Consider the following 13,341-nt stretch of genomic DNA (forward strand, 5'->3'; position numbering starts at 1 on the left):
ACCTGATCCAGCGGCACCTGCTGCGGTGGCACCTGATCCAGCGGCACCTGCTGCGGTGGCACCTGATCCAGCGGCACCTGCTGCGGTGGCACCTACTGCTCATCGTGTTGTCTCTGCTCCCGAAGCCAAGTTTCGCCTGGCTCCTGCCATCGATCCGATATTGCCACAGGAGATGGGAACGATCCGCCGCCGGAGAAGAACGAGGCGTCGTCTTCGCCCTTCCGCCGGCAGAAAGCGCCTGTCCCGGAGAAGGGGGGGGCTCCGCGGCAAGCGGCGGATCAGATCTGCGCGTAGGCGCCGCGCGAAGGCAGTCCGGTTATTACGCCGGCACCGTCATTCCAGCCCGCGCAACACACTTGTTGGCTCAAGAGGCCGCGTGCGCACCGTCCGCCGTTCTTCCCGCAAGAAGTCCCGTTCCGCCTTGACTGCCTAAGACAGGAGGAAGCATAAAACATGAATGTATTAATGATCTGTACGGAAAAGCTCCCTGTCCCTAATATAAGAGGCGGGGCCATCCAGACTTATATTGGCGGAGTCACTCCGCAACTGAACCAGCATCACCGTCTAACCATTCTTGGAAGATCCGACCCAGAGCTTCTGGACGCGGAAGTCGTCGACGGAATACGGTATGTCCGCATTCCGTCGGACGGCCTGTTCGAACCGTATGCGGAAGGAGTGATCGCCTTCCTCTCCCAACAAGGAGAACATTTCGATCTCATTCATATTTTCAACCGTCCCCGCCTCGTACTTCCGGTTCGCAGCGTCGCGCCGGCTTCCCGGATTATTCTCAGCATGCACAACGACATGTTCCAATCGGTAAAGATTCATCCGGAGGAAGGCAGCGCCGTTGTCGAACAGACGGAGCGGATCATTACGATCAGCAACTATATCGGGCAGGAAATCGTCCGACACCATCCACATGCCGCCCCGAAGCTGCGCACCATATACTCCGGCGTTGACCTGTCCCTGTTCGCACCGTGGATGGAATCGGACTACGCCCGCAACGAGCGGAACAGCCTGCGCGCCCAGAACCAGTTGGAAGCGAAAAAAGTCATCTTGTTCGTCGGCAGGCTGTCGCGCAACAAAGGTCCGCATGTGCTGGTGAAGGCCATGTCCCATCTCAAGCATTCGGATACCGCCCTGGTCGTCGTAGGCGGCGCCTGGTACAGCGAGAATAAGGTCAGCGATTATATCGCTTATGTCCGCGCCTTGGCCGCTCGCTCTCCTCTTCCGGTCATTACGACCGGATATATTCAGTCAGGCGACATCCACCGCTGGTTCTGTGCCGCAGATGTGTTCGTGTGCACCTCGGTCTGGGATGAGCCTCTGGCCAGAGTTCATTACGAAGCGATGGCTGCCGGGCTTCCATTTCTAACGACGGCCCGCGGCGGCAATCCCGAAGTATTGCTGAATGACAACGGCCTGCTCATCACCGATCCGGAGAATCCAGTCGAATTTGCCGAGAAGCTGAACTATCTCCTCTCCAATATGGAAGCCAGCCGGCAGATGGGACTGCGGGGCCGACGGCTTGCCGAGCAGCGGTTCATCTGGCCGCGCGTCGCCCGAGAGATACTGGAGGTATGGAACGGTCAATGACGGACAGACAGGCGCCGAAGCTCTCGGCGCCTGTCTCATGGGTATAGCTGTCGAAGTGCCTCTATCTCCGCCGCCAATCCCGCCTGAAGGCTAACGCGCGGATGATAGCCCAGCAGAGACTGCGCCTTCGCGATATCGGCCCAAGTATGGCGGGGTTCCCCGTACGTGTCGCCTGCGTACTGTATGACGGACTTCTGTTGAAGCTGTTCCTCCAGCAGCATGATGCAGGTCTTCACGGATGCCCGCTCCCGGCCGCCGATGTTCAATATCTCGCCGCGAATTCCATCCGCGTAGACTGCGGAGGCAATCCCTTCAACACAATCCGATACATACGTGAAATCGCGGGTCTGACTTCCGTCGCCGTACAACGTAATCGGATTTCCCTGCAGCATTTGACGGATGAAACGGTGAAAAGCCATATCCGGCCGCTGTCTCGGCCCATAAACGGTAAAGAAGCGAAGCACTGTGACCGGAATGCCGTCATTGTGCAAATAGACGCGACACAAGTGCTCTCCCGTTAATTTGCTAACGCCATACGGGGATAACGGCTCCGTCTTGGCGCTCTCGTCGACTCGCCCGCTCTGCTCGCCGTAGACAGATGAGGTCGACGCATAAATAAACTTGCGCACAGGATGCCGCTTGCAGCCTTCCAGCAAGCGCTGCGTCGCCACGATGTTATGTGCGGCATAAGCCGAGAATTCGGGGCCCCAGCTTGATCGTACCCCAGGTATCCCCGCCAGATGGCAGACCCCATCAACCCCATCCAGCAGTTCAATCATCGACACATTCAGCAGGTCGAGCTCATGGAAGATGAAGCGCGGATGACCCGACAGAACCTGAAGATTGAGCTGCCGATTCCGGCGGGGAGTCGATGAATCGATAAATCCGTCAATGCCGATGACATGCGTCTGCTCGTCCTGAAGCAGCCTTTCACAGAGATGGGAGCCGATGAATCCAGCAGCTCCCGTGACTAAAATGTTCACAATACGTCCCCCTCTAATGCGATGAGACAACCATGAGGAAGTCCCTATTTGGGCGGTTGGACTCCCACTCCTTGATAATCGTAGCCCCAGACCACCATCTGCGCCGCATCCAGCATATTTCTTCCGTCGAACAGGTACGGCGTTCTCATCGCGTCCCGAAGCTTATCCCATTCCAATGCCGAATAGGCGGGCCATTCGGTGCAGATAACGGCAGCATCGGCTCCTTGCAGCGCTTCCTCCGCCTCCAGGCATGGAGTCAGCCGCGCCTTTTGGGCGGAGTCGGGCATGCGGGCGACAGGATCATGTACCTTCACTTCGGCCCCATGCTTCAGCAGGTAGGAGATGACGGCAAGCGAGGGCGCTTCTCTGAGATCGTCGGTTCCCGGCTTGAACGCAAGACCCAACACGGCTATTTTTCGTCCATTCAGCGTCTGCAGCTTCCGGCTCAACCGGGTCATCAGGTATAAATATTGGGTTCGATTGATCTGAACGACCTTTTCCAGCAGCGTTAGACGTACGCCGGATTGATCGGCCGTATGCAGCAGCGCTTGGACATCTTTGGGGAAGCAGGATCCTCCATACCCTATGCCGGCCCGCAGGAAGGAGCGGCCAATGCGCGAATCGAGTCCCATCCCTTCGGCGACATCAGACACTTGCACGCCGCATTGGTCGCACAACCGGGCAAGTTCATTCATAAAAGAGATTTTGGCAGCAAGAAATGCGTTGGAGGCATACTTGATCATTTCTGCGGTAGCCGGTTCCGTATGGAGGACGGGACAAGACATCGTATGATACAGTTGACGGACGATGTCTGCGGCTCTATCCGATTGGCTGCCGATAATGATGCGGTCGGGGTGAAGCGCATCGTGCAGTGCGCTCCCCTCTCTCAGAAATTCCGGATTCGAGACGACGTCAAATGGCTGCTCAGAAAACTGGCTGCCCGCTATCCAGCCGGCCACCTTGCGGTTCGTTCCGACGGACACAGTGCTTTTAACGACGATTACTTTATAATCCTGCATGTACTCGCCGATCTGCTCGGCCGCATGCTGAATGTAACTCAAATTCGCGCTTCCATCGTTCCCGGACGGAGTCCCGACGCACAAAAACAAGATTTGATGATCTTGGATCGCCAACTGCGCATCGGTATAAAAGCGTACATTTCCTGACTGAACATGCTTCACCAGCAGCCCGTCCAATCCCGGTTCATAAAAAGGAAGCTGTCCGTTCTGCATCGATTCCAACTTCGCCTTGTCCGTGTCTATCCCGGATACCTTCCAGCCCAGCTCCGCAAAAGCCAGAGCCGTCGTTGCGCCGACATAACCGAGCCCGATAACCAAGATATTCATTCCATCCACCTTCTAGATGGTGTCGCGATGAAATGCCGGCTTGCGATCACGCTGTTCAGTTCGGAGTGCTCCAAGTTCACATCTTCCAGCAAAATACTGTTCTTCACGTGACAATGGATAAGACGGGCACGCGGGCCGATCGTGACATACGGGCCGATCGTGCAATCGGTTAATTCACAGCTCGGATCCAATAAGATCGGCGGGATAATCCGGCATTGCGGGTAATCTATTACCCGGATCGGTTGCTCTGAACTCTCCAGTTCTTGCAATACCCAACGGTTCGCCTCCAGCCAGCGCTCCGTCGTTCCTACGTCAGAATGATTTCCGTCCGTTATGGAATACGCTACGGAATGATGGTGATTGATGAGCCATTGTATCGCATGGGTAATCTCATACTCTCCACGGGGAGAGGGCGATATGGAGTGAATCGCGTGAAAGAGAGCGGGAGTGAAGACGTAAGCCCCCAGGGACGCCAGGTTGGACTTGGGCTGCTCGGGCTTCTCCTCAAGCCCGATGACAAGATCACCCTTCACTTCGGCAATGCCATAGTCCTGCGGATAACCTACCCGGCCCAGCAGCATTCCGGCGTCATGCCCCTTACATTCTACCAAGTCACGCAGTTCGGACAGAGACTGAGCAATCAGGTTGTCGCCCAGAAGAAGCATGAACCGCTCCGAAGCGATAAAGCTTTCTGCTTGCTTGACTGCATCAGCAATACCTAGCGGAATATCCTGATAGAGATAAGTCACCGTGATCCCCCATGGTTCACCCTGTCCCAACCGCGCTTCGAACATCGCTTGATGGTCGCGCTGGATAATGATTCCAATCTCTTGAATGTTCAGTTCCACCAGTTTCTCGATGCAATAAAATAGAAGCGGTTTATTTGCTACGGGGAGAAGCGATTTTGGAGTATCCGTGGAGAATGGTCGAACTCTGGATCCTTTACCAGCACAGAGAATTAATCCCTTCATGACGCTCGCTCCTTTATTCGTTACAAGCATACATCAGCTTATGCTTCTCTATTCTAGCAAGTTAAGGCTTCCGTTCATTCATAGGAAAATATACTTTTGCTCATCTCAATCCGGCGGCTGCCAAGCGATTTTCCACTATCCCCCTCTCTCATTCGTCCAAACCTTCCCTGCCGTGAGACATAGAATAGAGGGAAAGTAAATTATCAAATTCATTCTAAGGAAAGGGTTGATCGCAATGAGCATAATTAAAAATGTAAAAAAACAACTCGAAAATCTGGGAGGGATCGATAGTATTGAGATTAAGTTTCAGGATGGAGAAGTCGTAGAGTTCGACGCCGATGGCGGAAACCTCGACTCTTTCCTGCAAGACATCGATCGGGACAGGGTCGCGGAAATCGAGGTAGAGCTGGATGGCGGGGAAAAGGTTACCTTGGATTGGGATAATGAGGACGACGAAAACGAAGAAGAAGAAGAAGAAGAAGATAGCGACGAAGAGGAAGACGGCATATTTGAAAATGTAAAAAGACTACTCAATAATCTGGGAGAGTTCGATAGTATTGAGATTAAGTTTCAGGATGGAGAAGTCGTAGAGTTCGACGCCAATGGCGGAAACCTCGACTCTTTCCTGCAAGACATCGATTGGGACAGGGTCGCGGAAATCGAGGTAGAGCTGGATGGCGGGGAAAAGGTTGCCTTGAATTGGGATAATGAGGACGACGAAAACGAGGAAGAGGAAGAGGAAGACTAATCCTTCCTTATGATGGATACAGCAAGATACAGCCTTTCTGAAGCGAGACTGCTCCAGAAAGGCTTTTTTTCGTCGATGGCCTATTTATGAGTCACTTCCATACCTTCATGTCGTCTCTGTCGATGTTCTTGCATGTACCTTGCTTTAACACCAACCAATACTTCGAAAACATCATACCTGTCAAAGTTGAGGAGCCGGCTTCGCAGCCTTGACCCCATCCCTTCGGTTCGTACAGCCAAGACATTCGAGAGATTACAGATAGACGAAAAAAATCACCGCCGCCAGCACCAAGCGGTAAATGGCGAATGGCACGAGCTTGATACGGTTGATCAACTTTAGGAAAAAACGGATGGAAATCAGGGCGAACACAAAGGCGCTGATAAATCCGATGACAAAGAAAGGCACGGCTTCCATCGTAAGGGAATCCCAGCTTTTCAGCAGCGATAGAAAGCTCGCTCCCGCCATAATCGGCACCGCCATAATGAACGTGAAATCGGCCGCCGCGCGATGGCTCATCCCGGCTAGCACACCGCCGGAAATGGTCGACCCGGAACGGGAAAAGCCCGGCCATAGGGACAGACATTGAATCAAGCCAACGGCGAAGGCTTGTCCGTACGTAATCTGATCGACCGTCTCCGCCCTCGGGCGGCGCGGCCGGAACCAGTCTGCCGCGATCATGAGAATGGCCCCCAGCACGAGGCCGACGACGACCGTCTTTGTCGAGAACAGGTACTCGTCGATATAGTCGTTGAAGAACACGCCGAGCACGCCGGCGGGAATGAGCCCGACGACCACCTGCAGCAGGTTCAATCTTGGCTCAAACGGCGACCGCTCCTTCCTCCGATTCAATCCAAGCAGGCTCATGAACCGCCCCCACATAACGACGACAACCGCCAAGATGGATCCCAACTGGATGACGATCTTAAACGTATTCGCCACCGCAGGCGAGAACAGCTCCTTCGATTGGAACAAGAAATCATCGACAATAATCATATGACCAGTGGAAGACACCGGCGCGAACTCCGTAAGACCTTCCACGAGACCCAGGACGAAGGCCACAAATAATTCCCACAAATTCAAAAACATTCACTCTCCCCGGCCATGTCTGAGCCGTAACAATATTATTATCCAAATGTACAGCAAAAATGATTGGCTTGCAAGCCATGAATTCACTGCCGCTTCAGAGGGCGGCACCTTGTACCCACTTCCGCTCCGCGTGGCAATCAGACCGGATGGAAGCGGAGGTCCGCCTGCTTCGGCTGCCCCGGCCCGGCGGAATTCCGAACCGGGACGCCTTCCACTCCCATCCGTCATCGGATGCCATTCCGACACGGACAGCAGCTTCGGTTCACCACAGTTGGAACCGGTCGATATACTCATATACGGGAAAGTCGCTGTTGACTTTTTTCCACGCCGCCTTGCCATCCTTTATTATGCGCCGCGAATATTTATATTGGCTGCCGCCTCTGCCGACCTTCTTATTGCACATCCCCAGTTGAATTTTCTCACCGAGCATCGGCTCGATATAAATCGCGTGCTCAAATACCCAATCCTCAGCACCACATTCTTCATGAAGCCGGGAACATACGATGCAATAAAACACATCCATTACCTCCTTATCTCCATAGATACTCTGAGAGCGCCATTGCTGCTACGATACGGGCACCGGGCCATCCATCGTTACGCTGCTGCGCCGCATAACGGCTCCGCCCTGGGCTTGCGACTGATTCAAGTGTTGCTATATATTACAGCGATCGTTGAGAAAGTGTGCCTATCTCCCCCCTGCCCGTTGCAAATAAAACAACAAATCGTTCCTTTGAGGTGATTCTGTTGACGTTTGCTCAACAGCGTAGGGACGAAGCTCGACAAAATTCAACAAGATCCTGTTGTCTTCCCTGAATCGCCTCCGGTGCACCTGAAAAGAAGGATAGCGATAGGAAATGGAAAGCTGCTGAGCAGGTCTCCAACCGAAAGAAAAACCTGGCCCCTATTCCTTTTCATCCCGCTTTCGGGAACATTTTATAGAGTCGATGGCACTACTGGCCAAGAAAAACAGGAATTAGGAAGCATACCTATCCTTCTGCCGGCTGCCTATAATTAGCACTGTTGTTCATGAATAGATAATATCGTTCTCTAATAGCTAACATGAACCAATAGGCAGAAAGGGGATATTGTACACGATGAGGCAACAAATAGGGATGAAATGGGCTTCGATTTGGCTGGCGGCAGCCATCGCTGCCGGAAGCCCGGCGGGCTTCGCCGCAGCCAAACCGAAGGGGGCGCTCCCAGTGGAAGGAGCGACGGAGTTGAGAGCCGCCAGTGCATTGGCGATAAAGGAGTTTCCGTCGTCCACGGGACAGGCCGGTGCAGAAGGGGAGCTGTCGAGCGAGGCGGCGAAGTCTGCCGGCATCTCCGATCCTCAGCCTCGGTCGCTGAACAGCGAGGCGCGCAAACACGGCCCGTACAGCATGGCGGAATTGAATTCGCTCTCGTATCGGGAGCTTACGGATCTGCTGGTGAGCATTACATGGGAGGAGATTCCCGAACTGTTCAAATACAATGACGATACCCACCGTTTTTACGCGGACGAAGCTCGTTTCCAAGCGATGGTGGATCGGCTGAAGGACAGCGGCACACGGTTCACGCCCGAGGACGATCAAGGCATTCCGACGTTAATAACGGTGCTCCGTTCCGGTTATTACCTCGGATTTTACAACAAGGAGTTGGCCTGGCTTGATGAGCCGGCATACCAGGATAAAATGCTGCCTGCTATCAAGGCGATTCTGGAGAACCCGGCCTTTACTTGGGGTACCGACATACAGAACGAAGTTATCGGAGCGACGGGCAGCATGATATCCAATTCCAGCGCCGATCCGGATATCGTGAACCGATTGGCAGGACTCGTGCAGAGCTTCACCGATCGCGCGGATGTTTTGACCGATGATAACGCGGCTTCCGTTGCGTTCCACGATGTGCTGAAGGGGGTCGGCTATGTGCTCATGTGGCGTATGAAGGATCCGAACCGGGAAGCTGCCTTCAAGGGAAGCATCGACGCTTATGTGGAGCAATTGTTCCGCATGGCGCAGCATGGCCCCACATCGGCGGACAAGCTGTGGCTGACGAACACCGCCAGTTACTATACGGGTTCGCTCGGCCGTTATTACAGCGAGCCGCAGCAGGCGAACCGGGTGCTGACGCAAATCATGCAGACGGCGCCGGCGCTTGGCGAGCTCTATTTCGTGGTTGCCGATCAGATTGTCCAGCATTACGCGGGGACGGATGCTAACGGCCGCCGGATCGATTTGGACGACTTGAAGCAGCGCGGGAAGGAACGCTATTTGCCGCAGCGGGTCGAATTCGATGACGGCCGGTTCGTATTCCGGACGGGCAGCCAGTTGAGCAAGAGACAGTTGCAACGCTTATATTGGGCGGCGAAGGAAGTTCAGGCTCAATTCCATCGCGTCATCGGTAATGACCAGCCGCTGGAGCCGAGAAATACGGATGATGTGCTGACGGTTGTCATTTACAACAATCAGAATGAGTACCGGATGAATTCGTATTTGTACGGACATACGACCGAGAACGGTGGCATATACATCGAGGACGAAGGCACGTTCTATACGTATAGTTCGATGGGGAAACAGAGAAGTCTGGAAGAGCGGTTCCGCCATGAATTTGTCCATTATCTCCAGTTCCGGTACGAAATACCGGGCATGTGGGGTCAGGGACCGCTGTATAAGACCGGCCGCATGCAGTGGTTTGATGAAGGCGGGGCCGAGTTCTTCGCCGGAGCGACGCGAACGAAGGGGATTCAACCCCGCAAGTCGGTCGTCTACAATCTCCGTGAAGACGATCTGGGGGGGCGCTTTACCGTCGCGGATACGGTGAATTCACAGTACGGGTCATGGAAATTTTATGAATATTCCTATGCATTGTACGATTATTTGTACCATCAAGATTTTAAGACGCTAGATCGCATTCAGCATGCCATCCGGTTCAATGATGCGGCCGCCTATGAACAACAGCTTGCGCTGATAAGCGGAAATCCGCGCGTGAATGATGCCTACCAGCGCTCCATAGAAGAGCAGATCGCCCGCTATCATAGCGTATCGGTTCCGTTTGTATCTAACGCTTATATGCGCACGCTGAAGCCGAAGCCGGTGCGCGATATTTACAGCGAAATCGCGGCTGTGGCCGGATTGAGGGATACGATCGCCAAGGAGCGGAAATCGCACTTCTTCCGCTCCTTCGAGCTTCGCGGCACATACATCGGCGGCATCGCTGCGGGAAACGAACAAGATTGGCAAGCGATGAACCGCTTGACGGACGGCTTCTTGCAAGCTTTATCGGAGCAACCATGGAACGGGTATAAGACCGTCACCGCATACTTTACCAATTACCGCGTGAACGAGGAAGGACGATTCGTCTATGATGTCGTGTTCCACGGCAAGCTTCCCACAGACAACAGTGTTGGCCAGTATACGAACGATAACGGCGAACAACGTAATGCGGACCATGAGCCGAACAATGCCTGGGAACAGGCTGTTCAACAGGATGGAACGGGCAAGCCGGTATACGGCAAGCTAAGCGATACGGATCGGGTTGATATCTATTGTTTTGATGTCGGCAAGGATGAGCAATGGAACATCCAATTGAAGACGAAGCAGGCGCAAGGCGCCACATGGATGCTCTACCACGAGTCTAACCTGGATGACTACGCCGCCAAGCCGACTCAACTGAGAGGAACAAGCAGCGACGGCTCCATAGCGGCCGAGCCGGGCACTTATTACTTGTATATATATGCTTTGGGGCACGAAGAGCAATCCTATCGCCTGGTCGTCCGGCCGGAAACAGGTGCTAGACAGAAGCATAATCAGAAGCGGGAACTTCCTCCGTTCGAGGAGACCGAGCCGAACGATCACCCGGATACGGCCAACGGCTTAATCCATGTAGGGCAGTCACTGTCAGGGACCCTCAATGGCGGCGATTGGGAGGATGTATTCCTCATTGACGTGGATCAACCGTCATTGCTGCAGATCAAGTTGGAACGGCTGCTTGGAACCGACGTGTCTTGGATGTGGTACCCTGAAGGCAATAAAGAGCGTCCACCCCTGACCCCAACCGCAATCGACGGCAACCGAATGAGCGCCAAGTTCAAGGTGGAGTCAGGACGATACTATCTGCATGTATACAAACATAACGCTGAGGATATTCACTATATGCTGCAAGTTCGGTAGTGATTGAACTGCCCGCCTTAACGGGTTACAATCATTACGCTAATAAAGGCGCACCATTCTCGAAAGAGAGGTGCGCTTTTTTTGAAGTGAAGCTTCTCCATCTTATTATCCAAGCGTAAATGTAAACGTTGCGCCCTCATTCTCCTTGCTCTCGGCAACGATTTTACCGCCGAGCCTGTCGATAATCGCTTTGGCTATCGGAAGTCCCAATCCATAACCGCCGTTCGCCTGGGTTCTTGCCGGATCAGCCCGGTAAAACCGGTCAAACAGCTTGGGCAGGTGTTGGGGAGGGATGCCTTGGCCGCTATTTTGTATGGAAAAGGCAATGTGATGCCTTGTTTTTTTCAACGTAATATGAATACGGCCCTTTTTGTCCGTATACTTGATAGCATTATCCATCAGGATCGTGATGACCTGCTTCACTTTTTCGCTGTCGCTTTTTAGAATTAGGCACGGTTCCACTTCCTGCAGCAGCGTAATGTCCTTTTCAAACGCTATCGCTTCCATCGAAAGGATTACATCGCTTACCATATTGCTGAGGTCAAAGGATGTCACATTCAGTTCGATACGGGTGTCCTCTGTCTTCGCCAAATATAAAAGATCGCTGACAAGCCTGCCCATTCTATCGGTTTGACTCTTAATATAATCAAGCCATTTTCTTTGGCTGTGAATCGTCTCTCCCTCATTGGCAAGCAAGGCATCGGAATTGGCATTGATAATGGCAAGCGGCGTCTTCAATTCATGAGAGATGTCAGCAAAAAATTGTTTTTGCTTCTCCCACGTCTCGGCAATCGGCCTGATCGAGCGGTTGGCAAAGAACAGACTGATCGCAAATATGACGAAAAGCGTCAAGAGTCCTACCATTATTAAGGTTGTCAAAAGCTCTATCAAGGTGTTATCGGCGTCCGTTACATCTAAAAATGTAATCTGATAATGATCCCCGTTCGCATTAATCAGAAGACTCTTTCCGTTTTCATAAGACATAATCGTGCCGTTCAGGGGAGAGATTTGATATTGCCACCGTTTTTCATCGAGAGAGATCATGCTGTTCCCCTTTTTCCCGTTCCGGACAAGCTCGGCTGCTGTAAAATAAGCTTCCTCCGGCATATCAATATGGGAGATCACTCTCACGACATCTCCATGTGAATTGACAATCATATTGAACGAAAGGGAAGATTCGGAAGGAGCGATACCGATGACGATCTTCTCTCTTGTGGAGATGTTCGGCAAGTTAAGATAAGCCGCATTTGGTTTGGAAGACAACAACTCCAATTTTTTTTGGTTTTCGATGTGTATGTTGGTAGAGGTCGTAAAATAAATCACGGCAAAGGCGCCAATCATCACGATAGAAATTATAGACATATTCAGCAAGAGAAGTCGATTGCGCAGTTGATTAAACATCGTTTTTCCCATCTTCTGACGTTTTTAATAGATAGCCTGCGTTTCTCACGGTATGAATCCGAACCTCCGATTGTAGATGGCTTAATTTTTTGCGCAAAAAAGAGATATAGACTTCTACATGGTTATCCTCCGCCTCGGTTTCGTAACCCCACAACTTCTCGATGATAGACTCCTTGGATACAATCATCCCTTGCCGGCTGATCAACAGCTCCAGCAATTGACTTTCTTTTAAGGTGAGCTTGAAGTTCTTGTTCCCGTAGTTGAGTTGTAAAGAGAATGGATCGAGCTCAATGTCTCCGTATTGTAACATGCTATCGTTGATCGGTACATTTTTTCGGCGCCCCAAGGCACGCAAGCGGGCCAGCAATTCTTCCGTCTGAAAAGGCTTTGCCAAATAATCATCCGCTCCGCTGTCAAGACCTTCTACCTTATTTTCGGTATCACCCTTGGCAGAAAGCAGTATTACCGGAGTTTGGATCCCGTTTTCCCGCAATTGTTTCAGAACTTGGATGCCGTCCATTTTAGGAAGCATAATATCGAGAATAATAATATCATATATATCGGAAAGACCGCAGTCTAACCCGTACTCGCCGTCAAACGCCAGATCAATACTGTAATTTCTTTTCTTCAGGACTTGTTCCATGGCTTCGGCCATATACTTTTCATCTTCAACCATTAAAATTCGCACGTGCATCCCCCATGTATATGTTATAAGCGCCGATCAAATCGGCAATCTGCGGTTTGGAGCGAGCCGCTTGTTCTGCAACAATATCCGCAACCATGAGGCTTACACCTCAATGGTTGCGGATATGTGTCTATACGCTGCGTTACCAGATATTTATTTAATCTTTACAGACATGCCTTCAGGAGCTTGTTCACTCCAGGTCTGTCCATCATCCGTAGAGTACAGCTTCACGCCGTCTTCCAGTTTGACCATCACCTTGCTTTTCATTCCTTCTTTTGAAGCGAATTTATTTTTGATGATGATATTTCCTTCGCCCATCTTGAATGCCGGCATCCCTTCTGGCGCTGTCTCGCTCCAGGTCTGGCCGTCATCCG

11 protein-coding genes and 1 pseudogene are annotated in these 13,341 nt (G+C 52.2%); 4 read left to right on the forward strand and 8 right to left on the reverse strand.

The window, feature by feature from the left end:
- Together PPOP_RS23220 and PPOP_RS00470 are read left to right on the forward strand one after the other, a co-directional pair.
- Positions 1–433 (forward strand): annotated as a pseudogene (locus PPOP_RS23220) (hypothetical protein); the annotation flags it as partial.
- Between the two features lie 20 nt (positions 434–453).
- A complete protein-coding gene (locus tag PPOP_RS00470) occupies positions 454–1,596 on the forward strand; it encodes a glycosyltransferase family 4 protein (RefSeq protein WP_006283994.1) in 1,143 nt (380 codons plus the stop codon).
- A gap of 35 nt (positions 1,597–1,631) precedes the next feature.
- Here PPOP_RS00470 and PPOP_RS00475 read toward each other — a convergent pair whose 3' ends face one another.
- Genes PPOP_RS00475 through PPOP_RS00485 form a run of 3 tightly spaced genes read right to left on the reverse strand, consistent with a single transcriptional unit; the run spans position 1,632 to position 4,896 of the window.
- On the reverse strand, positions 1,632–2,579 hold the full coding sequence (locus PPOP_RS00475) for an NAD-dependent epimerase/dehydratase family protein (RefSeq protein ID WP_006283995.1): 948 nt from the start codon (positions 2,577–2,579) through the stop codon (positions 1,632–1,634).
- A 44-nt stretch (positions 2,580–2,623) separates the two neighbouring features.
- Complete coding sequence (locus tag PPOP_RS00480; protein ID WP_006283997.1) at positions 2,624–3,925, reverse strand: UDP-glucose dehydrogenase family protein; 1,302 nt, start codon at positions 3,923–3,925, stop codon at positions 2,624–2,626.
- Entirely contained in the window at positions 3,922–4,896 is a 975-nt protein-coding gene (locus PPOP_RS00485; protein ID WP_006283998.1) for a sugar phosphate nucleotidyltransferase, read from the reverse strand. Before PPOP_RS00485 ends, PPOP_RS00480 begins: the two co-directional genes overlap by 4 nt.
- A gap of 235 nt (positions 4,897–5,131) precedes the next feature.
- On the opposite strand from PPOP_RS00485, the gene PPOP_RS00490 reads away from it, so the two are divergent.
- A complete protein-coding gene (locus PPOP_RS00490; protein WP_006284000.1) occupies positions 5,132–5,644 on the forward strand; it encodes a hypothetical protein in 513 nt (170 codons plus the stop codon).
- 252 nt (positions 5,645–5,896) lie between these two features.
- Here PPOP_RS00490 and PPOP_RS00495 read toward each other — a convergent pair whose 3' ends face one another.
- The gene (locus PPOP_RS00495) at positions 5,897–6,730 is read right to left on the reverse strand and encodes an undecaprenyl-diphosphate phosphatase (protein WP_093470937.1); all 834 of its coding nucleotides are present in this window, start codon (positions 6,728–6,730) and stop codon (positions 5,897–5,899) included.
- A 262-nt stretch (positions 6,731–6,992) separates the two neighbouring features.
- Entirely contained in the window at positions 6,993–7,253 is a 261-nt protein-coding gene (locus tag PPOP_RS00500) for a DUF3973 domain-containing protein (RefSeq protein ID WP_006284002.1), read from the reverse strand.
- A gap of 571 nt (positions 7,254–7,824) precedes the next feature.
- Here PPOP_RS00500 and PPOP_RS00510 point away from each other — a divergent pair.
- Positions 7,825–10,881 carry a collagenase gene (locus PPOP_RS00510; protein ID WP_042226796.1) on the forward strand — a complete coding sequence of 1,019 codons (3,057 nt, stop codon included), beginning with the start codon at positions 7,825–7,827 and terminating at the stop codon, positions 10,879–10,881.
- A 105-nt stretch (positions 10,882–10,986) separates the two neighbouring features.
- Here the strand turns inward: PPOP_RS00510 and PPOP_RS00515 are convergent, their stop codons facing one another.
- The 3 genes from PPOP_RS00515 to PPOP_RS00525 form a co-directional block, all read right to left on the reverse strand.
- Entirely contained in the window at positions 10,987–12,282 is a 1,296-nt protein-coding gene (locus tag PPOP_RS00515; RefSeq protein ID WP_006284005.1) for a sensor histidine kinase, read from the reverse strand.
- Complete coding sequence (locus PPOP_RS00520) at positions 12,275–12,970, reverse strand: response regulator transcription factor (RefSeq protein WP_042226799.1); 696 nt, start codon at positions 12,968–12,970, stop codon at positions 12,275–12,277. The genes PPOP_RS00515 and PPOP_RS00520 overlap by 8 nt, the downstream gene beginning before the upstream one ends.
- Positions 12,971–13,120: 150 nt before the next feature.
- The coding region (locus PPOP_RS00525) for a sialidase family protein (RefSeq protein WP_006284007.1) at positions 13,121–13,341 on the reverse strand (221 nt) is incomplete at its 5' end.

This window comes from Paenibacillus popilliae ATCC 14706 (genome assembly GCF_000315235.1).
GTDB classification, from domain to species: domain Bacteria; phylum Bacillota; class Bacilli; order Paenibacillales; family Paenibacillaceae; genus Paenibacillus_B; species Paenibacillus_B popilliae.

Bases quoted from the DNA above. Each gene is read 5' to 3' on its own strand.
- PPOP_RS00470 (WP_006283994.1), top strand. From the start codon at position 454: ATGAATGTATTAATGATCTGTACGGAAAAGCTCCCTGTCCCTAATATA.
- PPOP_RS00480 (WP_006283997.1), bottom strand. From the start codon at position 3,925: ATGAATATCTTGGTTATCGGGCTCGGTTATGTCGGCGCAACGACGGCT.
- PPOP_RS00485 (WP_006283998.1), bottom strand. From the start codon at position 4,896: ATGAAGGGATTAATTCTCTGTGCTGGTAAAGGATCCAGAGTTCGACCA.
- PPOP_RS00490 (WP_006284000.1), top strand. From the start codon at position 5,132: ATGAGCATAATTAAAAATGTAAAAAAACAACTCGAAAATCTGGGAGGG.
- PPOP_RS00495 (WP_093470937.1), bottom strand. From the start codon at position 6,730: ATGTTTTTGAATTTGTGGGAATTATTTGTGGCCTTCGTCCTGGGTCTC.
- PPOP_RS00500 (WP_006284002.1), bottom strand. From the start codon at position 7,253: ATGGATGTGTTTTATTGCATCGTATGTTCCCGGCTTCATGAAGAATGT.
- PPOP_RS00510 (WP_042226796.1), top strand. From the start codon at position 7,825: ATGAGGCAACAAATAGGGATGAAATGGGCTTCGATTTGGCTGGCGGCA.
- PPOP_RS00515 (WP_006284005.1), bottom strand. From the start codon at position 12,282: ATGTTTAATCAACTGCGCAATCGACTTCTCTTGCTGAATATGTCTATA.